The organism is Streptosporangium pseudovulgare (assembly GCF_014648055.1).
Taxonomy (GTDB): domain Bacteria; phylum Actinomycetota; class Actinomycetes; order Streptosporangiales; family Streptosporangiaceae; genus Streptosporangium; species Streptosporangium pseudovulgare.
In genome coordinates this window covers 1-22,784 of sequence record NZ_BMQJ01000017.1, presented here as the reverse complement: position 1 = coordinate 22,784, position 22,784 = coordinate 1, and the positions used below count along the sequence as shown (strand labels likewise).

At 71.1% G+C, this 22,784-nt stretch carries 24 protein-coding genes; 8 read left to right on the top strand and 16 right to left on the bottom strand.

Features of this window, described 5'->3' with window-relative positions; genetic code table 11:
• Positions 1 to 108 precede the first annotated feature (108 nt).
• From IEZ10_RS28995 to IEZ10_RS28950, 10 genes are all read right to left on the bottom strand, one after another.
• On the bottom strand, positions 109 to 3,780 hold the full coding sequence (locus IEZ10_RS28995) for an AAA family ATPase (protein ID WP_189249705.1): 3,672 nt from the start codon (positions 3,778 to 3,780) through the stop codon (positions 109 to 111).
• Positions 3,781 to 3,787: 7 nt separating this feature from the next.
• Positions 3,788 to 4,075, bottom strand: a complete 288-nt coding sequence (locus IEZ10_RS28990; protein ID WP_189249704.1) for a hypothetical protein — start codon at positions 4,073 to 4,075, stop codon at positions 3,788 to 3,790.
• Positions 4,076 to 4,087: 12 nt separating this feature from the next.
• Positions 4,088 to 4,567, bottom strand: a complete 480-nt coding sequence (locus IEZ10_RS28985; protein WP_189249703.1) for a P27 family phage terminase small subunit — start codon at positions 4,565 to 4,567, stop codon at positions 4,088 to 4,090.
• A 324-nt stretch (positions 4,568 to 4,891) separates the two neighbouring features.
• Positions 4,892 to 5,065 (bottom strand): hypothetical protein, encoded by a 174-nt coding sequence (locus tag IEZ10_RS28980; RefSeq protein ID WP_189249702.1) that lies wholly within the window; start codon positions 5,063 to 5,065, stop codon positions 4,892 to 4,894.
• On the bottom strand, positions 5,062 to 5,685 hold the full coding sequence (locus IEZ10_RS28975) for a hypothetical protein (protein WP_189249701.1): 624 nt from the start codon (positions 5,683 to 5,685) through the stop codon (positions 5,062 to 5,064). The genes IEZ10_RS28980 and IEZ10_RS28975 overlap by 4 nt, the downstream gene beginning before the upstream one ends.
• A gap of 17 nt (positions 5,686 to 5,702) precedes the next feature.
• Positions 5,703 to 6,107, bottom strand: coding sequence for a helix-turn-helix domain-containing protein (locus tag IEZ10_RS28970; protein WP_189249700.1), 405 nt, complete (start codon positions 6,105 to 6,107; stop codon positions 5,703 to 5,705).
• A 4-nt stretch (positions 6,108 to 6,111) separates the two neighbouring features.
• Positions 6,112 to 6,747, bottom strand: a complete 636-nt coding sequence (locus tag IEZ10_RS28965) for a hypothetical protein (RefSeq protein WP_189249699.1) — start codon at positions 6,745 to 6,747, stop codon at positions 6,112 to 6,114.
• Between the two features lie 9 nt (positions 6,748 to 6,756).
• Entirely contained in the window at positions 6,757 to 7,878 is a 1,122-nt protein-coding gene (locus IEZ10_RS28960) for an AAA family ATPase (RefSeq protein ID WP_189249698.1), read from the bottom strand.
• Positions 7,875 to 8,654: a bifunctional DNA primase/polymerase gene (locus IEZ10_RS28955; RefSeq protein ID WP_189249697.1), complete on the bottom strand. Its 780-nt coding sequence runs from the start codon at positions 8,652 to 8,654 to the stop codon at positions 7,875 to 7,877. The genes IEZ10_RS28960 and IEZ10_RS28955 overlap by 4 nt, the downstream gene beginning before the upstream one ends.
• Positions 8,655 to 8,994: 340 nt before the next feature.
• Entirely contained in the window at positions 8,995 to 9,198 is a 204-nt protein-coding gene (locus IEZ10_RS28950) for a helix-turn-helix transcriptional regulator (RefSeq protein ID WP_189249696.1), read from the bottom strand.
• A gap of 191 nt (positions 9,199 to 9,389) precedes the next feature.
• Between IEZ10_RS28950 and IEZ10_RS28945 the strand changes: the two genes are divergently transcribed.
• Together IEZ10_RS28945 and IEZ10_RS28940 are read left to right on the top strand one after the other, a co-directional pair.
• Positions 9,390 to 9,893, top strand: coding sequence for a helix-turn-helix domain-containing protein (locus IEZ10_RS28945; RefSeq protein WP_189249695.1), 504 nt, complete (start codon positions 9,390 to 9,392; stop codon positions 9,891 to 9,893).
• Positions 9,868 to 10,977: a tyrosine-type recombinase/integrase gene (locus IEZ10_RS28940; RefSeq protein WP_189249694.1), complete on the top strand. Its 1,110-nt coding sequence runs from the start codon at positions 9,868 to 9,870 to the stop codon at positions 10,975 to 10,977. Before IEZ10_RS28945 ends, IEZ10_RS28940 begins: the two co-directional genes overlap by 26 nt.
• A 40-nt stretch (positions 10,978 to 11,017) precedes the next feature.
• Here IEZ10_RS28940 and ychF read toward each other — a convergent pair whose 3' ends face one another.
• Both ychF and IEZ10_RS28930 read right to left on the bottom strand, forming a co-directional pair.
• Positions 11,018 to 12,106 carry a redox-regulated ATPase YchF gene (gene ychF, locus IEZ10_RS28935; RefSeq protein ID WP_179825421.1) on the bottom strand — a complete coding sequence of 363 codons (1,089 nt, stop codon included), beginning with the start codon at positions 12,104 to 12,106 and terminating at the stop codon, positions 11,018 to 11,020.
• Positions 12,107 to 12,117: 11 nt separating this feature from the next.
• A complete protein-coding gene (locus tag IEZ10_RS28930; protein WP_189249839.1) occupies positions 12,118 to 13,002 on the bottom strand; it encodes a hypothetical protein in 885 nt (294 codons plus the stop codon).
• A gap of 129 nt (positions 13,003 to 13,131) precedes the next feature.
• Between IEZ10_RS28930 and IEZ10_RS28925 the strand changes: the two genes are divergently transcribed.
• Complete coding sequence (locus tag IEZ10_RS28925; protein ID WP_229811754.1) at positions 13,132 to 14,463, top strand: DNA recombination protein RmuC; 1,332 nt, start codon at positions 13,132 to 13,134, stop codon at positions 14,461 to 14,463.
• A 122-nt stretch (positions 14,464 to 14,585) separates the two neighbouring features.
• Complete coding sequence (locus tag IEZ10_RS28920) at positions 14,586 to 15,110, top strand: DUF6542 domain-containing protein (RefSeq protein ID WP_189249693.1); 525 nt, start codon at positions 14,586 to 14,588, stop codon at positions 15,108 to 15,110.
• Positions 15,111 to 15,245: 135 nt separating this feature from the next.
• On the opposite strand, the gene IEZ10_RS28915 is transcribed toward IEZ10_RS28920, so the two are convergent.
• Positions 15,246 to 16,214 (bottom strand): 4-hydroxy-3-methylbut-2-enyl diphosphate reductase, encoded by a 969-nt coding sequence (locus tag IEZ10_RS28915; RefSeq protein WP_189249692.1) that lies wholly within the window; start codon positions 16,212 to 16,214, stop codon positions 15,246 to 15,248.
• Positions 16,215 to 16,323: 109 nt separating this feature from the next.
• Between IEZ10_RS28915 and IEZ10_RS28910 the strand changes: the two genes are divergently transcribed.
• The 3 genes from IEZ10_RS28910 (at position 16,324) to IEZ10_RS28900 (ending at position 19,174) form a co-directional block, all read left to right on the top strand.
• Complete coding sequence (locus tag IEZ10_RS28910) at positions 16,324 to 17,508, top strand: DUF8129 domain-containing protein (protein WP_189249691.1); 1,185 nt, start codon at positions 16,324 to 16,326, stop codon at positions 17,506 to 17,508.
• Positions 17,509 to 17,534: 26 nt separating this feature from the next.
• Entirely contained in the window at positions 17,535 to 18,749 is a 1,215-nt protein-coding gene (xseA, locus tag IEZ10_RS28905; protein WP_189249690.1) for an exodeoxyribonuclease VII large subunit, read from the top strand.
• 194 nt (positions 18,750 to 18,943) lie between these two features.
• Complete coding sequence (locus tag IEZ10_RS28900; RefSeq protein WP_179825432.1) at positions 18,944 to 19,174, top strand: exodeoxyribonuclease VII small subunit; 231 nt, start codon at positions 18,944 to 18,946, stop codon at positions 19,172 to 19,174.
• A 153-nt stretch (positions 19,175 to 19,327) separates the two neighbouring features.
• Here the strand turns inward: IEZ10_RS28900 and IEZ10_RS28895 are convergent, their stop codons facing one another.
• Complete coding sequence (locus IEZ10_RS28895) at positions 19,328 to 19,861, bottom strand: DUF4245 domain-containing protein (protein WP_189249689.1); 534 nt, start codon at positions 19,859 to 19,861, stop codon at positions 19,328 to 19,330.
• Between the two features lie 139 nt (positions 19,862 to 20,000).
• On the bottom strand, positions 20,001 to 20,618 hold the full coding sequence (locus IEZ10_RS28890; protein WP_189249688.1) for a TetR/AcrR family transcriptional regulator: 618 nt from the start codon (positions 20,616 to 20,618) through the stop codon (positions 20,001 to 20,003).
• Positions 20,619 to 20,749: 131 nt separating this feature from the next.
• Between IEZ10_RS28890 and glpX the strand changes: the two genes are divergently transcribed.
• Entirely contained in the window at positions 20,750 to 21,784 is a 1,035-nt protein-coding gene (gene glpX, locus IEZ10_RS28885) for a class II fructose-bisphosphatase (protein WP_189249687.1), read from the top strand.
• Between the two features lie 142 nt (positions 21,785 to 21,926).
• Here the strand turns inward: glpX and IEZ10_RS28880 are convergent, their stop codons facing one another.
• Complete coding sequence (locus IEZ10_RS28880; protein WP_189249686.1) at positions 21,927 to 22,529, bottom strand: DUF1707 SHOCT-like domain-containing protein; 603 nt, start codon at positions 22,527 to 22,529, stop codon at positions 21,927 to 21,929.
• Between the last annotated feature and the right edge of the window lie 255 nt (positions 22,530 to 22,784).

Sequence of the window (22,784 nt, the reverse complement as noted above, 5' to 3'; positions counted from 1 at the left end):
CCCGTCGCGGACTTTCCCCGTTCCTCTTCTCGGAGGGGTGTCGAGGCACGGGGAACCCTGGTGGCCCCGTCTCGCTCATATGGGCGCGAGACGGGGCCACCGTCATGTTCAGCGGCCTTTGCTGCCGAGCCGCGAATACAGCGCCGCGGCGACCGCGCCGACGTCGGCCTGTTCCCGCACTTGCATGTTCTCGACCGTGACCGGGTTACGGCGCTCCATCGCATCCAGGCGCGACACGATCGTCGCGAGCTGCCCGGCGATCTGTGCCACATCAGCCGAGCTCCACCCGCCGCCCGAAGTGCCGCCCGAGACGGGCCGGGACACCTGGGATGAGTTGATCGTGGTCGGCGAGGAGATGCGGCTGCCGTACGATCCGCCGACCGTGGTCCGCGCCCCACCGATGCTGGTGACGGCTCCACCGACGTTGGTGACGGACCCGCCGATCGTCGTCGAGCTGCTCGACACCGACGACCCCGCCGCGGCAGGCATCACGGTTTGGCCCATGATGTTCGCCGCAGCCGTCAGCACCTCCAGGCCGCGGGCCCGCCGGTTGGGCGCGAGCGGAATGTACGCCTCGGCGCCAGCCTCCCCGAACACCACGTCAGGCCCGGCCCGTCCGCTGATCAGCTTCGGCCCCGTCGCGATCATCGCTCCCGGGTCCGCGCCCACCGACCGCACCCCGCCCCAGGCCATCAGCACCGGCCCCGCCACATCCCGGATCCCGCCGTCCGCCATGTACTGGTGGCCACCGACGCCGTAGATGCCGCCCTCAGCGTGCTTGTTGGCCTGCCGAAGCGCCTCACGGGACAGCTCATCCTGATACTCCGTCTTCACGAAGATGCGGATCTCTTTGGACTCCAGCTTGTCGAGGACGTCTCTGAGGCCATCGGCGCTGGACATCGCCTTGATCGCATCGTCACGGCTGATGCCGTACGCCTGCGCCAGCTTGAGGATCTCCTCCTTCGCCTCGCCGCTCTTGCCGGCCAGCTTCGCGAGGTTCGGCAACTGCTCCAGCACGGCGCGGGTGGCGTCTTCGGTCTTGCCGCTCAGCGTCGCCGAGCCGTCCGCGGCCGTGCGGATCGAGTCGATGTAGCCGCTGAACTTCTCCCGGGCCAGGATCACGGCGTCACGCTGCGAGGCGACCATGTCGTGATTGACGCTCAGCTTTCCGTTCGTGCCCTCCAGCGCGACCGTGGCGTCCTTGTAAGCGGCCTCCATGTTCCGGACCGCCACCAGCGCATCCGTCCGGCCGGCGAACTTCGACACGGCACCGTTGAGGTTGTCCATGGCGGCCTTGGCACCCTGGATCGCCAGCGCCGCGGCGTTGGTCGGTTGCGTCGTCGCGCCGATTGCCCGGGTGTACTCGGGAAGCTGCTGCTTGAGCCGGTCCATCGGCACACCCGCATCGCCCGCCATCCGGGTCAAGACGCTGAACATCTTCGCGGCCTGGTCGCCGTTGCCGGACCGGACCATGGTGGCGAGCGCCTGGTCAATGTTGCTCATCCTTTGCGCACCCGAATCCATCGTGATCAGGCCACCAGAGATCTCCTTGACGCTGTCGGAGAAGTCGCTGCTGATCTTCCAGAACGGGTTATCCGACGCGAGGCGGGAGGAGATGTCGCCGAAGTTCTCCCACTGGGTCAGGTCCAAAACGTTGACCTTGCCCGCGATCTGGTCCATCAGCTCCGGCGCCGGCTGACCGCCCCGGACGAAGTCACTCATCCCGCGGGCGAGCTTGTCGATGTCGGGGTTGAGGCCGGTCAGGCTGTCGGCCAGGTTGTCAGCCGCCCCAGCGATGCCCAGGACGACCCCGGCGATACCCGCCGCCTTGAGGCTGCCGCCCAGGCCGGAGAACCGCCCCTTGGCCGCGTCGGCGGTGTCGCCCGCCTTGCTGATGCTGCCCGCGAGGTCGCGGTACCAGCCCACCGCCCCGCTGACGGTCTGGTAGCCCTTGACGGCGGTATACACCGCGCCGACCGCGATGGCCACGCCGCGGATCTGCTCCGGAGACATGTCGGCCAGCACTCTCGCCAGCAGCGACAGGCCCGTCACCGATATGCCCCCGAGTGGCGCCGCCGCCTTGGCCAGGTTGCCCAGTGCCTCGACGACGATCGGCCCGTCCTCGCGGACCATCATCAGGAACCGCTGGAAGCCGTCAGAGTCCCCCAGGCCCGTACCCCAGTCGGCGAACGTCTCCGAGCCCCGCTCCAGCGCCGCGGTGACGTCATCGGCGTACGGAAGGAATGCCTTTATCACGCCGGCCAGGCCGGTGAAGACATCCATCCCGACGTGGCCAAGAGAGGTGATCGCGCCGGGGATCTCGGCGTTGACGTCGTTGAAGAAGTCCGTCCAGAACGGGCCCCGCAACGCGGCCTCGGCGTCCTTGCCCAGCGTCGTGAACGCCTTGCCCGCGCCGCTCACCCCGGGGCCGATCTTGTCCAGCCCCAGCAGCACCAGATCCATCCCCTGGCGGATCGCGGGGAAGACGTCCGGCTGCAGGGACCGCTGCCATTTCTCGTAGCCTTTCTGGAACGCCTCAAGGTCCTTGACCATGGCGCGCTCTTCCTTCGACAGGTCCGCCAGGGCGTCCTTCAGCCCGCCGGCGGCGCCGCCCGCCGAGGACATCGCCTCCTTCTGCTGCAGCCGGAGCACCTTGAGTTGCTGTTCGGCCTGGGCGACCTTCTCCTGGGCGGCAATGACGTTCTCCTGGGCGCGCTGGTACTCCTGCGTGCCCTTGACGCCGGCCTTATTCGCCGCCGCAGTGTCCTTCTTCGCCCGCTGGGTCTTGACCTCCTGCTCACGGGCACGCTGGTGCGCCTGCTCGACACTGAGCATGGCCCGCTCGATGTCTAGGGCGGACGACTCAGGGTCGGCCATGACCTCCTGTAGCCGGGCCTCGGCTTCCCGCACGGCCAGCGCGGCGTCCTTCTGCGACAGGATCGACCGCTCCAGACTGAAATTCATGTCCTCCAGCGCCCGGCGGCCGTCCTCCCGGGCCCGTGTCAGGTCCTCCTGGGCCTGCCGCTCATCCTTCTGGGCATCGGTGAGCCGCTTCTCCGCCTGCTCCAGCTGCATCGCCTGCTGCGCCGCCTGAGCCGCGGACTGCCCGGCCCCGCTCGTCGCCCCGCCCGCGGCGTTCGCGGCCGTCTCCTGGGCCTTCAGAGCCTCACTCACGCGCCCCATCGACGGCACCGCCACCGCGGCGAACCCCGCTGCTCCCAGGCCGGCCGCGGCGAACGCCCCACCCAGGGCGGTCACGCCCACTGCGAGCGTCGTCACCGCCGGCAACGCAGCCAGCGCCGCCCCCACCATCGCGATACTCGCCAGTGCCCCGCCGACGTCGGCATCCACCTGAACCCGGGCGTCGTGGCCGTCGACCCGCTTCAGCTCCACATCGACCGCGCGTAGCTCCGCCAGCGCCGTACCAATATCAGCGCGGACGTTGACGTCGACCTCGGTGCGCTGCAACCGGGCCAACTCATCCTCGATACGGCCGATCTCCGCCCGCGCCACACCCGCGTCGACGTCGACCCCGATCTTCTTACTCGCCAGGGTCTCCAGATCCCGGCGCAGCTGAGCGAACTTGACCTCAGCAGCCGACGAATCCGCGTCGATCTCGATCTTCGGGAGAGCCTTCGTCGCCGCCTCCAGCCGGCGCCGCATCTGATCAGCCGCCGCGCCGGTCTCCGTCATCTTCCGGCCGAGGTTCGTCGTGTCCGTCTGTGCCGCACGCAGCCCCGCGGTGAACCCCGACACGTTCGCCCGGAGCTTGATGCTCACCGACCGGTCAGCCATGAAGCCCGCCCTTCGTGCCGGCGTACTCCTCGGTGATCAGCTTCATGACGTCGTCCAGATCCGCAGACTCACCCGTGCGCTCCAACCAGACCGCGACGACCAGCTTCATCACCCCGTCCAGCACCGGCCGTAACGCAGCCGTCCCCTCGGTCAGCTCCAGGTCGTGACAGACCCCGCCGACCACCATCAGATCGTCGTCCGAGAGCGCCTCGACGGCCTCCCGCAGCTCCCACAGCGACCGCCCGACGTGCGGACTCGCCACCTGTCCCTGAGTTGCCACCCGCATCTCCTCCTAGTCGAACGGGTCGTCTTCGTCTTCCTCGATCGGCGCCACGATCCGCGTCGCCGCACTTGGTGTCAGGCCGAACTCGGCGAGCAGCTGCCGCCAGTGCGCCCGGTACTGGTTCAGCACCGTCACCCACGGGTTACGCACCAAGCCGCGCTCACCCTGAACCACGGGGCCATCGATGGACAGCGCCCGCTCGCCCTGACGGATCCGCGCGCCCGTCACGCACAGATCCACGAAGGCGTCCTGCTGGAAAGCATTCAGGCCGGTAGAGCGCACCAGCTGCAGGCACAGCCGATGCCAGACCTCGCGGGCATCCACCCGCACCCGGTCGGCGTCCTCGCCCTCACCCGGCAGCAGATCCCACCAATCCGGCTCGACCGGCTCAGTCGAGGGGAACACCACCCCCGGCGACAGCGAACGATGCCCCGGATTGCCCTCCCGCACGGACTGCAGGTACGGCTTCGGCTTCGGACCCGGCTTCATCGGGCTCCCTCCCCGTCGGAACGGCTGATTTCGCGGGCTGTAGCGCGGACCTCCCCCACGGTCCTCTGCGAATCGGACATAGGGGGCACCCCCCACCCCTGGGGAGGGCTGAGATGTCCTCGCGCATGCGCGTGTGCGGGGAGGTCTCAGGTCCTTGGACTGCGAGGCACCTCCCCCGCGGTCCTCTTTGGGTTTGGTGGTTCGGGGGGGTGGCCGGGTGGGTGGGTCGTTGACCCGGGGCGGCGGGGAGGTAAGCCGCTGCCCCGGGTCGACGGGTCAGGCCGGTCCGGCTGGAGGTCCCCGGGTCGGCCTGAGTCTGTGGTGTCAGCCGTGCCATCGGCGTTCGGCTGCTCGGCGGAGCAGGGTGTTCATGCTGGCTGGTGCGGGTGGGGTGCGCCGTGGTCCGCCGTTGAAGGAGGGCACGTGTTCCTCGACGGGCTCGGGGTCGGGCTCGGTGTAGCCGGCGCGGTCCCTGATCCAGGCGTTCATGTCCGTCATCGGGTGAGGTGCTCCACCTGGTGGGTCTCGGGGACCTGGTCGCTGGGCTGGTGGCGGTCGTCGAGTTCCTTGGGCCGGGCGATGCTGGTGGCGAGCATCTCGGCGAACTGGGCGGTCTTGCCGCGGGGTGAGGTGAGGTGCTGCAGCTGGGCGAGGTCGTCGCCGGCGGTGGGGTTGTGCTCGACGTACTCGCCGACCAGGGCGTCCCAGTCGTCGCTACCGAGGGGGTCGCGGCTCTTGCGGAATGCGTGATGGAAGCCGGCGCGAAGCAGGGTCGCGTCTCCGCTGCGGTGGGCGCGCTCCATCAGCTCGCCGAGTTCGGCGGGCGACTTGATGGCGGCGACGCGATCAGCGGCATCGCGGTAGGAGATGACGGCGGTGGGGTCGTTGTCGGCGAGGCCGAAGAGGCGCCGCTCTAGGTCGGCCACGGTGGTCTGTGTGGTCTTGGCGGCTTCGGCGCGGAGCTGCTCGACGACGGGCTGGGCCTGGTCGTACAGCTCGCGGATCTGTTCGCGCTTGCCGAGTTCGGAGAGCTGGGGGTTGTCGCGGATCTCGGCGAGCTGGGTGTTGAAGTCGCGCACCTTGGCTTCGAGGCGTTCGCGGGTGCGGGAGTCGAGCATGGGTTCCTCCTGCTCTGTCAGGCGGCGCGTCGGATGCGGTAGGCCGCGAGGTCTTCGGGGGTGACCAGCCATTGGGCGCCGTGCTTGGTCGCGGTGAGGCGGCCTTCGCGGACGGCTCGGCGTACGGCGTCGGCGGTGATGCCGAGGTGTTCGGCGACCTGGTTGGTGGTCATGTTCGAATGCTGTTCGATGGGCGTCCGGATCACCACTTCGGTCGCGTCGGCGCGACCGGTGCGGGTGGCGAGTGCGAGGACGGTCAGCGTGACGAGGTCGGCGTACACCTCGGGGTCGGCGCGGTAGGCGATGCGGAGCCGGCGGAAGTCGAGGTGCTCGGCGAGGATCGCGACGGTGCGGTGGTGGATGGCCGGGGCCGGGTGGCCGGGCGCGCCCTCGATGCGCCCGGCCGTGGTCGAGGTGGTCACGGGCTCACACGGCGATGAAGAGGTGCGGAAGGGCCGTCAGCGCGTCCCAGACGGCGAGGTACTCGGCAACGGGAAGCTTGAGTGCGGCGATGGACCCTGCGTCGCCGTGCGGGCCCGTGATCGCCACCGCCTTTTCCTTCACGTACGGGCTGACGTAGTTGTTGTCGTAGGCGTCGGCGAAGTCCTCGCGGATCGCAGCCTGGAACGAGACTCCACCGTAGGAGAACTCGGCGAGGTGAGGGTGCGTAGCCCAATGCGGCCAGATCTGAATCTTGGAAATGCCGAAGCTTTCAGCGGAACGCTTCGTGAGTCCTTCGGCTATGGCGGCCTCGATGAACAGTTTGGCCCAGACGCTCTGGAACTTGGCGACCTCGGGCGCGTAGACGGTGCTGCGCAGGAGATCGGCTCCCCGCTGCCATACGACGTGGAGGTGTCGGCGGTGGTTGCCGCACTTGTCGGGGTGGTAGTTGACGTAGCCCCATGGCACGCCGTTGAGGGTGACGTCTTCCGTCAGGAGCGGCTCTTCGCGGAGCTGTCGGAAGACGGAGAGGGTGACTTGCTTGCCGGAGATGGTGAGGGTCTTCACCTCGACGGCCGCCGTGGTGATCTGAGCGTTCTGGGTCGTGAGGATCTTGGTCATCGAAGTCTCCTATTCTTCGTCGGCGTCAGAATCGACACCCGTGCTGATCTGGCCTTCTGACACTTCTGACGGTTCTGACACGAGGTACAGGCCACGCTTGGGGCGCGTCAGTTTGCCCGCTTCGAGCTGCCTCTTGAGGTACTGGTCAGAGTTGTCGCCGAACTTGTCGCGGACCTGCTTGGCGGTGACGCCGGCGGGGTTCTGGCGGATGAAGTCGAGAATGCCCACCGAGGTCTCAGAGAGGTTGCTGGCTTCCTGGCGCTTGCGGGCGTTGGCTTCGGCTTGGATCAGGTCAGCACCGTCGAGGGTCCATAGGCGGCCGTCGAATGTCAGGGCGTACTCGGCTTCCGGCACGTCGCGACCCGTGACCTTCAGCACGCCCTCCTCGGCGCCGCGCTTGCGCCCAAGGACCATGATCGTGTCGGCTGATCCCGCGAGACCGTTCGTACCGCTGACCGCCTCAACGAAGTCTTCGGAGGTGGCCTTTCGGTCGTGGTGGATGACGACCAGCGACAGGCCCGGGTGGTCGTCTGCGATCCGCTTCAACCGCCCACCGATGCGGTAGTCCCGGGCGTACGCGGACTCACCCGGCCGGGCATCCGGCATGACCTTCCCCAGGGTGTCGAGCACCACGATGGCCGTCTCGGGGTACATCAGGAGAAACGCCTCGATGACCTCGATGACCATGTTCGGGGGCACCTGGGTGACGTAGTGGTACGGGTCGGGGATGGCCGGCTTCTCACCGCCGAGGATCTGCCAGCATCGACTCTGCATGCGCCGGTCGCCATCTTCCAACGCCAGGTTGAGCACGTGGCGGGGCTGAGGGATGGACAGCTTGCCGAGTACCTGGGTGCCGTTGGCGATACCGAGCAGGATGTTGCCGAAGAACCAGCTCTTGCCGACCTTCGGCGGTCCAATCGTGATCGTGAGCCCTTCCGGGATCAGGCCGGGAACCGCGTACCGAAGAGCCGGGAACTCCTGCTTTGTCAGCCAAGTGCCGTTGCGGACGTTGACCGCGTCGAGCAGATACTTGGCCCGAGTCTCGGGTGTGTCAGAAGCGTCAGAAGTGTCAGAACCCCTGTTCGTGGGCTCATCCGAATCCGGCCCTGTCAGATTCCAGCCGTCGGTCACGCGCTTCTCCTGATGGTCCTGTAGGCGTCGGCGACGGTGCGGGCGGCCTGGCGTTCGTCGAAGCCGTCGCCGAACTGCATGCCGCGGTACAGCTCGTGAAGCTCGGCTTCCGTGGCGCCGTTCTCGACGGCGCGGCAGCTTGCCCAGAACAAAGCCGCGTTCCTGCCGGGCTTGGTCTTGTCGGCGAGCCAGGCGGCGAGGCCGGGGATGCCGGTTCCGGCGGTGGGGCGGCGGGGTGCCGTGGTGATGGGCCGGGGCGGGTTCAGGAAGTCCTTCACCGCCGACCAGTTGAGTTGGTGCCGTTCGGTGGGGCGTTCGCTGATCAGCTGATACGGGCGCCCGTCGACGGTCGAGGGCGGGACGACGACGTACCCGCCGGCGGCCTTGAAGTCGATGAAGCTCTTGGGCAGCGATCCGCACGACTGGCCGGTGCCGACGTAGTAGGCGTGCATCCCACCCGAGGGCGTCGTGACGACCATGAACGGCACGGGCAGGATGCCCGCGGCCTTGCACCGGTTGAACGCCGGCCACCCGGTACCGGCGGCCTTGACGTCGACGTCGAGCACGTCGAAGGCGGGGTGACCGGTGGCGACACCGACATTCGCGGTCGGGTAGGCCGTCCACCAGGCTCGAACCAGCTCAACCTCGGTGGTCGCGTCGTGGAAGCCGTTCGGCACCAGCTCGCCGAGCGGCTTCTTTCCGCCCGGGACGATCGGGAGGACCGGCCAGCCGCGGCCCGCGTAGGACAGGGCGGCGTCGAGCATGCGGTTCGTCACGCTGCCCTCCGTCCGCGCTTGGCCGCGGGCTTGTGGAGAGCGAGTTCGTACCGCTGACCACACCGCGCTTTGCGGTTGACCAGCACGGGCGCCGGAACCTTGATCCGGTGGGAGTGCCAGAACCCACAGCCGGGACAGACGTCGTCAGGGACGACAAGCGCCTGACTCATGCCGGGCGCCGGGCTGTAGATCGTCGCCGCGAGGACGATCGGAAGCTGCGTCGGGAGGTGACGGGCACCTGCCGGGCGGTTAGAGTGGGCCGTGTCGTTGGCGGCCATCTGGTCGTTGGGGCGGCGCTCAGGGGTGATGGCCTGAGCGCCGTTCTGCTTTCCGGGGGTCATCAGGCGGCCCCGCTCTCCGCTGCCTCGCGCTCCTGCTCCCAGCGGCGAATCTCGGACTCGCGGTAGAGCACCTTGGTGCCGATCTTCACGCCACGCGGGCCGATGCCGGCGTACCGCCAGTACCTCACCGTGCTGGGCGAGGTTCGGAAGCGGGCGGCCACCTCCTTTGTGGTCTTGTACGGGTCTTCCTGCTCTCGCCCCATGTCGCCATCAACCTGCATCTTCTGTGCAGTTCCGCGCCGGTCTTGCCGCTCGACACCTACCGGTATAGCCCTAGCCATGCCAGCCTCCATGTCTGATACAGAGTTACTGTCATGCCAGAACTACCAGTAAGCGTCAACGCTTGTCAACGCGATCCCACCCTGTCATTCTAGGTCCGACATAGGGGAGTGAGATGAAGATCGAAGAAGTGATTGGCGCCAACGTGGCATTCCTCCGTGAGGACCGCGGGATGTCTCAAGCGCAGCTAGGCGAGGCGCTCGGCAGCTATCTCGGCAAGCCATGGAGTCGTCAGGCAGTGTCGGCAGCCGAGAAGGGGCGCCGCGCGTTCACTGCGGCAGAGCTGGTCTCGCTCGCGCTGGCGTTGGGCACTTCCCTGCCCGGTCTGCTACTGCCGATGGAGGAGATCCCGGAAGAGGACGGGCTTCTCCCCGGAGAGGTGTCAGTCACTCAAGAGCAGTACGAACGGACCCTCTTCGAGCATGGGGAGACGTCCGGCTCACCAGCGATCCGAACCCTGGCGCTCGATCGAGTGAAAAACCTGATCGACGCCTACGAAGAGGTCATCGGGCTGACCACGAAGATTCGGGGCGCCGCTCGTGCGAGCAAGGTGCTGCTGGAAGGTGCAGAGCAGACACTCCGGGAGGAGGATCGTGGCGAGCATCAAGAGGCGTCCTGACGGCAAGTGGCGTGCCCGGTACCGCGACGCTGACGGCAAGGAGCACGCCCGGCACTTCGAGAAGAAGATTGACGGACAGCGGTGGCTCGACGAAGTCACCGCGAGCGTGCTCACCGGTCAGTACGTCGACCCACGGGCCGGCCGGGAGACGTTCGAGGCGTACGCCGAGCAGTGGCGAGCGGCCAAGCCGCACCGGCCGGCTACGGCGAAGGCCGTTGAGCAGCATCTCCGCTGCTACGCCTACCCTGCCTTCGGGAAGCGCTCCCTATCGTCGATCCGTACTTCGGACGTGCAGAGCTGGGTCACGGGCTTGACGAAGACGCACAAGCTCGCGGCGTCGACCACGCGCACGGTCTTCAACACGGTCAGCGCCGTCTTCCGCGCCGCGGCGAAGGATCGGAAGATCGCGCGGACACCGTGCGAGGACATCGACCTCCCCGCGGTCCCACGCAAGAAAGTCGTCCCGCTGACGGTGAAGCAGGTCCAGGCGCTCGCCGCGGCGATGTCCGAGCGCTACCGGGCGCTGGTCATCCTCGGCGCCACCACGGGGCTACGGCCGGGCGAGTTGTTCGGCGTCCAAGTCCGCCATGTGAACTTCTTGAAGCGCGTGCTTCAAGTCGAGCAGCAGGTGCAGCAGACGGCCGGCCACGGCGTCCGCGTGTGCGAGCTCAAGACCGAGTCGTCGTATCGGGCCGTCCCGCTCCCCCAGGTGGCCGCTGACGCCCTGGCGGCTCACCTGAAGGCATTCCCGGCCGCCGCTGACGGGTTCGTGTTCACCGCGCCTGAGGGCGGCCCGGTCGTCTACACGTCGTTCATGGACGGGTTCTGGCGGAAGGCGGTGAAGGCCGCGGGTCTACCAGTCGGCACCGGCCCGCATGCTCTCCGCCATGCGTACGCCTCGACGCTGATCGCCGGCGGCGAGTCGGTGAAGGTCGTCTCCGAGCGACTGGGGCACACGAACGCGGCGATGACGCTCAACGTCTACAGCCATCTTTTCCCCGACTCGGAGGACCGTACGAGGCGTGCCATCGACGCCGCGTTTCAAGATCATGCGGACTCTGTGCGGACCGAGGTGGCCCAGTGACTCACCTCGGCCCAGCTCAGAGTGGGTTTCCGGTCGCCTGCTACACGTTGAAGCGGAACTCCACCACGTCGCCGTCGCGCATCACGTAGTCCTTGCCCTCGATGCGGGCCTTGCCCGCCTGGCGGGCGGCGGCGATGGAGCCCGTCTCGACCAGGTCGTCGAAGGAGACGATCTCGGCCTTGATGAAGCCCCGCTGGAAGTCGGTGTGGATGACCCCGGCCGCCTCGGGGGCGGTGGCGCCCTTGCGGATCGTCCAGGCCCGGGTCTCCTTGGGACCGGCGGTCAGGTAGGTCTGCAGGCCCAGGGTCTCGAACCCGACCCTGGCGAGCTGCGACAGGCCCGACTCCTCCTGGCCGACCGACTGCAGGAGCTCCAGCGCCTCGTCGTCGGGGAGCTCGACGAGCTCGGACTCGATCTTGGCGTCCAGGAACACGGCCTCGGCCGGGGCGACGAGCGCCGACAGGCGGGCCCGCAGCTCGGCGTCGGTCAGCTCGTCGGCGTCCAGGTTGAAGACGTACAGGAACGGCTTGGCCGTCAGCAGGTGCAGGTCACGCAGGTCGGCCTGGTCGATGCCGGCGCCCTTGGCCCCGGCGTACAGGGTGGTGCCGCCGTCGAGGAGCTTGGCCGCCGCCTCGGCCGCCTCCAGCGCGGCCCGGCGGTCCTTGTTGGTCCGGGCCTCCTTCTGGAGGCGCGGGATCGCCTTCTCCAGGGTCTGCAGGTCGGCGAGGATCAGCTCGGTGTTGATCGTCTCGATGTCGCGCTCGGGCGAGACGGCGCCGTCCACGTGGGTCACGTCGGGGTCGCCGAAGACCCGGATGACCTGGCAGATGGCGTCGGTCTCACGGATGTTGGCGAGGAACTGGTTGCCGCGCCCCTGCCCCTCGGAGGCGCCCCGGACCAGGCCGGCGATGTCGACGAACTCCACCTTCGCCGGGAGGATCTTCGCGGAGCCGAAGATCTCGGCCAGCTTCTCCAGGCGCGGGTCGGGAACGCCGACGATACCCACGTTGGGCTCGATGGTGGCGAACGGGTAGTTCGCCGCCAGGGCGTTGGCGGTCTTGGTCAGCGCGTTGAAAAGCGTCGACTTGCCCACATTGGGAAGTCCGACGATGCCGATGCTCAGGCTCACGTCAGCCGAGTTTACGGCGAATCACGCACTGCTATCCGCCGCAGGCAGGTCACAGGGCGGTAGACGGCCTGCCCGCTCGTCTGCAGATAGCGGTCGGAGCCGGGCGGGCAGAGGGCGGCGGCGGTGGTCCTGGCCGTCACCTTGGCCCACGCCCGGGCCGAGCCGCAGGAGATCCTGCCGAGCGCGCCCCGGGCCTCGGCCCGCTCGCGCGGCTCCGCCACGCAGTCGCCCACCGCGGGGATCCTGCCCTCCCGGCCCAGGCAGACGACCGTGCGGGGGCCGGCGGCCAGGGAGTCGAGCGTGGCCGCGGGGCACCGCGCGGCCCGGTCCACCACGGCCAGCGCCCTGCCGTACCAGCCGCCCGCGGAGCACGGGCGCTCACCGCCGCGCGCGGTCACGCAGTCGCCGGTGCGCAGCACCCCGCCTCCCGCGCCGGGGTCGCCCGGGTGCGGGGCGGCCAGGTTGCGGACGCACGCCGTACGGCTGTACGGGGCCGGTGATGCCGGCGGCGCGGAGGAGCCGGGGGCCGGGGAGACCGTGGAGGCCGGTGACGCGGAGGAGCCGGTGACCGGGGACGGCGGGGCCGGGGTGGTCCCTGCGGGGACCTCCATGAGCCCGACGATCTCGTCGGTGTCGGCCGGGCAGTCCTCGGGCCGGTCGCCGACCACGGACAGCACCCGCCCGTCGGCCGACCCGCACGGCACCAGACCGAACCGGACGCCGTTCCGGCTCACGCAGGCCCCCCTCTCCCACACCAGCGAGAGGGCGCCCGGGGCGGGACGCGGGCTGGTGCGCCCGGAGACGTACACGCTCGCGGCGACGACCGCCGCGAGCACGACGAGGACCGCTCCGACGAGGGCCAGCGCCGTTTTCGGCTGCGAGCCTTTCGCACCCACCGGGTCACCACCCCTCGTACGGATACGGATACCAAGAGTGACGATACGTGCTCTCGCAGGTGAAATGCGTGACCGGCCGGAAAGGCGTGTCGGAAGGCCGGGAACCGCCGGGCCTGCGATCATTCCGGGGTGGATGTCACGGCACTCGTCTTCCAGCTCGCCATGGGCCTCGCCGCGGGGCTCGCGATCGGGTTCCTGCTCGGCAGGGCGCGCGCCGCCTCCGGGGCGGCGGAGGCGAGTGCCCGCGTGGCCGAGGCCGAGGCGCGCGCCAAGGCCGCCGAGGACAAGGCCGCCTACGTCGAGGAGCAGCTCGCCGAACGGTTCCAGGCCCTGTCGGCCCGCGCCCTCGACGCCAGCAACCTGCGATTCCTGGAGATGGCCGAGACCCGGATGGCCGCGGGCCGCGCCGAGGCCGCCGGGGAGCTGGAACGGCGCAAGCAGGCCGTCGAGCACCTGGTCGAGCCGCTGAAGGACACCCTGTCCCGGGTCGAGGCGCAGCTGCGCGACGCCGAGTCGGGCCGCCGCGCCGCGCACGCCGAGCTGGCCAGGCACATCGACATCGTCCGCGAGAGCAACGACCGGCTCCGCCTCCAGACCGACACGCTGGTCCGCGCCCTGCAGCGGCCGGAGGCCCGGGGCCGCTGGGGTGAGCTGCAGCTGCGCCGGGTCGCCGAGATCGCGGGCATGCAGCGGTTCTGCGACTTCGACGAGCAGGCGAGCGTCACCACCGCCGACGGCGCGCTCCGCCCCGACATGGTCGTACGGCTGGCCGGCGGCAAGAACGTCGTGGTCGACTCCAAGGTCTCCCTGGCCGCCTACCTGGAGGCCGCCGAGTCCGGCGACCCCGGCCACAGCGCCGCGCGGCTCGACGCCCACGCCCGGCACGTGCGTGAGCACGTGGACCGGCTCGCGGCCAAGAGCTACTGGCAGGCGTTCAGCCCGGCGCCGGAGTTCGTGGTGCTGTTCATCCCGGGCGAGGCGTTCCTGGCCCCGGCGCTGGAGCGCGACCCGGGACTGCTGGAGCACGCCATGCGGCGGCGGGTCCACATCGCCACCCCCACCACACTGATCACCATGCTCCGCACCGCGCAGTACGCCTGGCAGCAGGCCGCGCTCAGCGAGAACGCGCGGGCGGTCTTCGAGCTCGGCAAGGAGCTGTACGAGCGGCTGGGCAGCATGGGGCGGAACGTGGAGACGCTGGGCCGGTCCCTGAGCCGGGCCGTGGAGTCCTACAACCGGGCCGTCGGCTCGCTGGAGACCCGGGTGCTGGTGAGCGCGCGCAAACTGAACGACCTGGGACTGGTGGAGGGCGACCTCGACACGCCCCGGCCGGTCGAGGACCTCGCCCGCGCGCTCACCGCCCCGGAACTGCTGGGAGAACCGGAACCGCCGGGAGAAGAGAAGCCAAGCTCGCCTCTTGTGTCCCGGTTGAACGGTAAGTTGGCGAACGACCTGTCCTAGCCTTTCCCCGTCGGCCGCGAGACCCGGTGCCGCGGCGCGGGACGCGGCGACGAGGGACCGGGGTCGAGGGAGCGCGTGGTGAACGGTCGAGGCGACGGACGGCCGCTTGGCGGGGTGATCGTGTGAGTGAGCGGGGGCGGGGTGGCGGCGTCCGGCTGACCGCCCGGGGCGCCGTGGTCTCCGTGCTGGCGTTCACGCTGCTGGGCTGCGTCCTGCAGACGCTGTTCGGGTCGCCCGCCCTGACCGGGGTGGCGTTCGTCGCCGGGTGCGCCGTGGCGGTGGCCCTGGTGAACCGGCGTGACCTGCTCACCCTGGTGGTCTCGCCGCCGCTGGTCTTCTTCGTGGCGACGCTGCTCGCCGAGGCCCTCAGGTCCCTGGGAGCGGCCTCGCCGGTCCAGACGCTCGGCCTGGGGCTGTTCACCACGCTGTCGGCGGGCGCCCCCTGGCTGTTCGGCGGCTCGCTGCTGGTGCTGGTCGTCGCCTGGCGGCGCGGCCTGGCCGGGTGCGTGCGGGAGCTGCGCGAGGAACTGCGGGCGGGCGGCCCCGCCGTCCCGCGCCCGCGCCGGAGCGAGGCCGGCGCCTTCGCGCCCGAGCCCGAGGGCTACTTCGAGCCGAAGGTGTACGGCACGCCGCGCGAGGACGCCTGAGCCGCCCTTCCGCGCGGCCGGACGTTCTCCCTCGCGGACGTCCTTCCGCGCGCCCGGTCGGCCACGGGTCCTCCCCCGTACGGCGGGCCGGGCGGCCCCGCGCCCGCCGTACGGCGAACGCGGGGGGAAGCGGGGTCAGACGCCGGCGCGCAGGTCCTTGCGCAGCTCGTGCGGAAGCGCGAAGCGGACGCTCTCCTGCACCGACTCGACCTCCTCGACATCGGCGAAGCCGCGCTCGGCGAGGTGGGCCAGGACCCCGTCGACAAGGTCTTCGGGCACCGAGGCGCCGCTCGTCACGCCCACCGTGGTGACGCCGTCGAGCCACTCGTCCCTGATGAACGAGGCGTCGTCGACGAGGTAGGAGGCGTCGGCCCCGTGGTCGAGGGCGACCTCCACCAGCCGCTTGGAGTTGGAGGAGTTCTGGGAGCCGACGACGATGACGAGCTGGGCTTCGGCCGCGATCTCCTTCACCGCGACCTGGCGGTTCTGGGTGGCGTAGCAGATGTCGTCGCTCGGCGGGTCGATCAGGTTGGGGAAGCGCTCCTTCAGCCGCGTGACCGTCTCGGTGGTCTCGTCGACCGACAGCGTGGTCTGCGACAGCCACACGAGCCGGTCGGGGTCCTTGACCTCGACGGTGTCGACGGCGTCGAGGCCGTCGACCAGCCGGATGTGGTCGGGCGCCTCACCGGCGGTGCCCTCGACCTCCTCGTGCCCCTCGTGGCCGATGAGCAGGATGTCGTAGTCCTGGGAGGCGAAGCGCCTGGCCTCGTTGTGCACCTTGGTCACCAGCGGGCAGGTGGCGTCGATGGTCCGCAGGCCGCGCTCGGCGGCCTCCCGGTGGACCGCCGGGGAGACCCCGTGGGCGGAGAAGACGACGATGGCGCCCTCGGGCACCTCCTCGGTCTCCTCGACGAAGATCGCCCCACGCTTCTCCAGCGTCCGGACCACGTGGGTGTTGTGGACGATCTGCTTGCGCACGTAGACCGGCGCGCCGTACAGCTCCAGCGCCTTCTCCACGGCCTGGACCGCGCGATCGACGCCGGCGCAGTAACCGCGCGGCCTGGCCACCAGAACACGCCGAGTCGCGGGGGTCTCGAAAGTCATGTTCTCATGCTACGTGGAGCCACCGCCGGGCCCGCCCACCCATCGACGAACTCAGCCGACACGGTCTTGCCAGACTATGTAGTCGGGAACAGACCTCCAGGGAGACGACATGCCGGTCCCCAACATCATCCGAGATGTCACCAGAAACGTCCGCGAAGCATTCTCCAGCCGCGAGCAGTTCAAGGAGAAGGCCAAGGACCTGCCTCTTCACATGCTCCAGTCGGCGCTGAGCGGGGTCGGCCAGGCCCTGCTGCTCGGCGACCGCGTGCGGGGCACGATCAAGCGGCTGACGAACCAGGAGGAGCAGGGGGAGGCCGCGGAGCGGCGCGGGCCGGCCGGGGAGGCCGCCGTCGAACCCGCCGGGCAGACGGGACCGGCCGGGCAGGACACGGCGCGGGAGACCGGGGAGGAGCCGCGCGAGAAGCCACGCCGCGCGCCGGTCATCTTCGCCCCTCGCCCGGACAGCGCCGCGTCCCGGGACGAGACGGCCGCCCCCGCCGGGGAGGCCGGGACGGGGTCCAACGGCGCCAAGGCCCGCCCCGAGCCGGTCATCTTCGCCCCGGCCAAGTCCAGGGCCGCCGAGCCCGAGGCGGCCGAGCCCGGGGCCGTGAAGCCCGAGGCCGTGAAGCCCGAGGCCGTGAAGCCGAAGGCCACGGAAGCCAAGGTGGCGGAGCCCGAGACCGCGAAGCAGGAGCCCGCCGGGGCCCAGGCCGTCGAGACCGAGGCCGCCGGGGCCCAGGCCGCTGAGCCGAAGACCGCCGGGGCCGAGACCACCGAGCCCGAGGCCACGGAGCCCAAGGCCACGGAGCCGAAGGCCGCCAAGCCCAGGACCGCCAAGCCCAGGACCGCCAAGCCGAAGGCCGCGGGGACCGCCGCGCCGGAGGCCGGGGAGAAGCCCGTCGGGACCGCGGAGCCCAGGCTCGTCGAGCCCCCGGCCGCCGAGTCCGCCGAAGCCGCTGAGGCCGGCGTCGCCGCGCCGCCGGCCGCCGGGGTCGAGGTCACCGAGGTGCACGTCGCCACGCCCGGCGAGGCCGACACCCCCGTGGTCGAGGTCACCGGCACGAAGGCCGCCGGGCCCGAGGGCGTCGAGCCGCCTGCCGCGACCGTCGAGGTGCCCGAGGAGCCGATGCCCGGGTACGGCCAGCTGACGGTCGCCTCGCTGCGCGCCCGGATGCGCGGCAAGTCCGCCGAGCAGGTCCGGCGGCTGCTGGCCTACGAGCGGGCCACCACGGCCCGCCCGGAGGTCGTGCGGATGTACGAGAACCGCCTGGCCAAGCTGGAGGCCGCCGAGTAGGCGCCGGCGACGCGTAGGCTCCGGCCATGAGCTCGAAGACGACACCGGAGCAGCCGCTGCCGGTCCGCACGGTCCTGCAGATGGTCGGCGGCTGGATCGGCAAGCTCGGCACCGTCTGGGTCGAGGGGCAGATCACCGAGCTGACCGCGCGCGGCGGCACGGTGTTCCTGACGCTGCGTGACCCGGTGGCCAACATGTCGGCCCGGGTCACCTGCCCGCGCGGCGTCTACGAGGCGACGGTCCCCCGGCCGGTGGACGGCGCCCGGGTCGTCATGCACCTGAAGCCCGACTTCTGGGTCAACCGGGGCTCCTTCGCGTTCACCGCGCTGGAGATGCGCCCGGTGGGCGTGGGCGAGCTGCTGGCCCGGCTGGAGCGGCTGCGCCAGGTGCTCGCCGCCGAGGGGCTGTTCGGGGTGGACCGCAAGCGGAGGCTGCCGTTCCTGCCCGGCACGATCGGGCTGATCTGCGGCCGCGACTCGGCCGCCGAGCGCGACGTGCTGGAGAACTCCCGGCGCCGCTGGCCGGCCGTGCGGTTCAAGGTCGAACCGGTGGCGGTGCAGGGACCGTACGCGGTCACCGAGGTCACCGAGGCGCTGCGCAAGTTCGACGCGGACGGCGAGGTCGACGTCATCGTGGTCGCCCGGGGCGGCGGGTCCATGGAGGACCTGCTGCCCTTCTCCGACGAGTCGCTGGTCCGGGCGGTGGCCGCGTGCCGGACCCCGGTGGTCAGCGCGATCGGTCACGAGCAGGACAACCCGCTGCTCGACCTGGTGGCCGACGTGCGGGCCTCCACGCCCACGGACGCCGCCAAGAAGATCGTCCCGGACGTGGGCGAGCAGCTCACCCTCATACGCCAGCTCCGCGACCGGGGGCGCCGGGTGACCGCCGGCTGGCTGGACCGCGAGACGGCCTGGCTGTCCGCGGTCCGCTCCCGCCCCTCGCTCGCCGACCCGGTCCGCGAGCTGGAGCGCCGCGCCGAGCAGGCCGAGCAGCTCAGGGATCGCGCCAGGCGTTGCCTGACCGGCTCCCTGGACCGGGCGGGCGACTCGCTGACGCACCTGCGGGCCCGCCTGGTCGCGCTGTCGCCCGCCGCGACCCTGGAGCGCGGCTACGCGATCGTGCAGCGCCCGTCGGGCGACGTCGTACGGCTGGCCCGCGACACCGCCCCCGGCGAGGAGCTGACGGTCCGGTTCTCCGACGACCGGGTGACGGTCCGGAGGGACCCGGAGCCGACGGACTGACCGCCGGGCGGGACGCCGCCCGGCGCCCGGGGCCGAACGGACGGCGAGCGGGAAGTCCCCGGGAAGGCCCCAGGAAGGCCACGGGAAGGCCCCGGGGCGGGCCGGTGGCGCCGGGGCGGGTGTTCCGTCGCGGACGCGGCCGTGGCGGCCGTGGGAAGGCCGGGGAGGCGGGCCGTACGGCCTATGGTGGGTACGTGGCCGATGAGAAGACACCGTCGTACGAGCAGGCGCGCGAGGAGCTGACCGAGGTGGTCCGCCGCCTTGAGGCGGGCGGGCTGACGCTGGAGCAGTCGATCGAGCTGTGGGAGCGCGGCGAGAGGCTCGCGACCGTGTGCGAGGAGTGGCTCCAGGGCGCGCGGGTGAAGCTCGCCGCCGCCATGGCGCAGCGCCGCCAGCCCGACCTGTCGGGCGACTCGCCCTTCTGACCCCTGACCGCTCGCCTTCCGGAACCTCCGCCCCCTGCCCCGCCCGGTTCACGGCGGCTCCGGCCGCGCGGCTTCGGGGCGGCTCCCTTCCGGCCGTCCGGTCCGGGCGGCTCAGGCCTCGACGGGCGAGCCCCGTTTCCGGGCCGCGCGGCGTTACGGGGTCGGCTTCGGCTGCTGTTTGAGGGAGGCGGCCAGGGTGGTCAGCTCGTCCCACTGGGCGGTGCCGGTGACGACGACGGTGGCGTCGGGCAGGAGCCGGACGAGGGAGCGCTGGTTCTTGTCCTTGCGGAAGCGCTGCTCCCAGGTCGCGCCGCCGATCTGGACGTTCCCGGTGACCTCGGTGGTGTTGGCCATCCGGGAGGCGAAGCCGGCGGCGGGCTTCTCGTCGCTCTGGGCGAGCATCGCGTGGGAGCGCCGGGCGGTGGCGAACCCGAGCCGCCACGTCGTCGTGCCCTCCTCCTGGGCCGCCCGCGAGCTGGTCGGAATCCAGCCGGCCGGCACCTGGGACGGCGCCCACACCTCGTACGGCGCGGTGCGGCGCAGGTTGGCGACGTCCATCGAGTAGTCGATCCTGGGGATGTGCTCGGTTCTGCTCTGCGGCGTGACCAGCAGGAAGAGGCCCACGGCCGCGAGGCAGACGAGCATCGCGAACGCGTAGCCGTAGAAACCCTGAGTGAACCGTCGCACGAGTGTCGAGCCTATCCGCCCGGCGGGGCGGTCCACCCGCCGGGGCACGCCCGCCGGGGCACGTCCACCGCGGCGCCCCGCGGCCTCCGGGGTTCCCCGGGGAACCGGACCTCCCACGGGGGGGACGGTCCGCGGGGGCTCAGGGGCGGCGGATCTGCCCGATGATGGCCAGCGCGTCCTCGACCAGACCGCGGGAGGCGGCCTCGTCCTCCGACAGGGCGACCTCCGACACGGCGGCGGCCAGCGCCCCGGTGAGGACCACCACCAGCGCGCCCTCGTCCCCCTCGAAGAGGGTGGCGTTGCGCTTGGCCCACTGGCGCAGCCGGTCGCGCATGACGACCTCGAAGCCGGGCGGCCCGTCTCCGCGCAGGAACAGCGCGGCCAGCTCGCGTTCGGCCAGGCACCCCTCCAGGTAGGCGCGGGCTCCGGCGATGAACAGCCGCATCGGGTCGCCCTCCCCCGCGGCGCGGGCCTCCTGGACGGCCTGCCTGGTCCGCTGGGTCTGGCGGGTCTGGAACTCCTCGAACAGGGTCAGGTAGAGGTCGGCCTTGCCGGAGAAGTGGTGGTAGAGACTGCCGACGCTGGCCCTGGCCCGCGCCACGACGTCGGTGACCCCCGCCTCGGCGAAGCCGCTCTCGACGAAGGTCTCCCGCGCGGCCGTCAGGAGCGCGACGCGCGTGGCGGCGCCCCGCTCGGAACCCCGCGGGGACGCGCCGGTCACCGGCCGTGCCGCGGGCCGTACCGTGTCGCCGCTCATCCGCCACCTCCGCGAAGACCCCCGCCCTCAGGCGGGAGATGGAGTCGAGACGGCACATTATCCTCCCCGGCCGGGCAGAAAAGGGGGACAACTACGATCGTTGTCGTAATCGACGAGAGGGGCCCTTCTCCATGTCCGACCAGACGTCCGTCCCCGCCGCACTCGCCACGGGTGAGCACGCGCCCGACCGCAACCTCGCCCTGGAGCTGGTCCGGGTCACCGAGGCCGCCGCGATGGCCGCCGCCCGCTGGGTCGGGCGCGGCGACAAGAACGGCGCCGACGGCGCCGCGGTGAACGCGATGCGCCAGCTGATCAACACCGTGTCGATGAAGGGCGTGGTGGTGATCGGCGAGGGCGAGAAGGACAACGCGCCGATGCTCTACAACGGCGAGGAGGTGGGGGACGGCAGCGGCGCCGAGTGCGACGTCGCCGTGGACCCGATCGACGGCACCCGCCTGACCGCCCTCGGCATGCCGAACGGGATCTCGGTCATCGCGGTCAGCGAGCGCGGCTCGATGTACGACCCCTCGGCCGTCTTCTACATGGACAAGCTCGTCACCGGCCCGGACGCCGCCGACGCGGTGGACATCGACGCTCCCGTGGCCGACAACGTCGCCGCCGTGGCACGTGCCAAGGGCGGCGAGCCGTCGGACGTGACCGTGGTCATCCTCGACCGGCCCCGCCACGAGAAGATCATCAGGGAGGTCCGGGAGGCCGGCGCGCGGATCAAGCTGATCACCGACGGCGACGTGGCCGGCGCGATCATGGCCGCCCGCCGGGGCACCGGCGTGGACCTGATGCTCGGCATCGGCGGCACCCCCGAGGGCATCATCGCGGCCTGCGCGATCAAGTGCCTGGGCGGCGTCATCCAGGGCAGGCTGTGGCCGCAGGACGACGCCGAGCGGCGCCGGGCGCTGGACGCCGGCCTCGACCTGGACGCCAAGCTGACCACCGACGACCTGGTCAGGTCCGACGACGTGTTCTTCGCGGCCAGCGGGATCACCGACGGCGAGCTCATGCAGGGCGTGCGCTACCACGGCCGGTACGCCGTGACCAACTCCCTGGTCATGCGGGGCCGGTCCGGCACGATCCGCAGGATCGAGAGCGAGCACCAGCTCTGGAAGCTGCGCGCCTACAGCGCGATCAACTTCGACAGCGCGAGCTGAGCCCGGCGCGGACCGGACCCGGCGCAGACCGGACCCGGCACGGACCCGGCACGGACCGGGCCCGGACCCGGCGCGGGACGCGCGCGTCCCGCCGCCGAACCGCCGCCCACGGGTCCCGGGAGGCGGTTCGGCGGCGGAGCCGTCAGCGGCGGAACCAGGAGCGGCGCGGGCGCTTGGGCGGCTTGGCCACGACGCTCCCCAGGCCGACCAGCCCGGTGATCTCGATGACCGGGCCGCCGGGCGCGGGCGGCACCTGGTTCTGCATGCCGCCCATGACGGTCGAGGCGGCCATCTCGATCCGGACGCCCTCCGGGACGATCAACGTGAGGGTTCCGCACAGCACCGTGGCCTGGACGGTGACGCGGCTCGACTGCAGCATGGCCTCGCGCAGGTCGAGCGTGACGTTGGCGCAGATCGCGGTCGCGGGGAAGCGGGTGGGCACCACCCAGCGGCCCGAGCGCTCCTGTGAGCCGAAGAACGCCGTCACCGCGCGGATGTCGGTCCGCAGCGGCTGGGCCTCGGGGGGAAGCAGGTCGGTCGTGAGCACCGTGAGCTCGCCGAGCGTGCGGGCCCGGTAGAGCGCCTCGATCCGCTCCTCGTGCTCGACGGGGTCGAGCCGACCGTCGGCGAGCGCGTCGCCGAGCACGGCGGCCACCCGCTCCCGGTCGGCGCTGCCCGCCCGCAGGTCGCCGGGGCGGGGCTCTCCCCCGCGGCCGGGGACCACCGGAGGCTGAGAACTTTCCACGCCTCCGACCCTAGCCGCCGCGACGGCGGGGAGCGGACCCTCGGTACGGTCCCGGAGGCGGGGACGCCCGTCGCGTCCGGCGTCCCCGTAGCGCTCCCGCGCCGCCCTGGTCACCGGGTCCCGCGCTCATCGCGGCGCCTTGGCCATGGGGACGCGCGGGTCGATCGCCTGCTCGGCCCAGGAGGAGCGGACCCAGGCGTGCCGGGGATCGTCGGCGCAGGCCATGGTCCGCTTCTCGGCGGGCCCGGCCAGGAC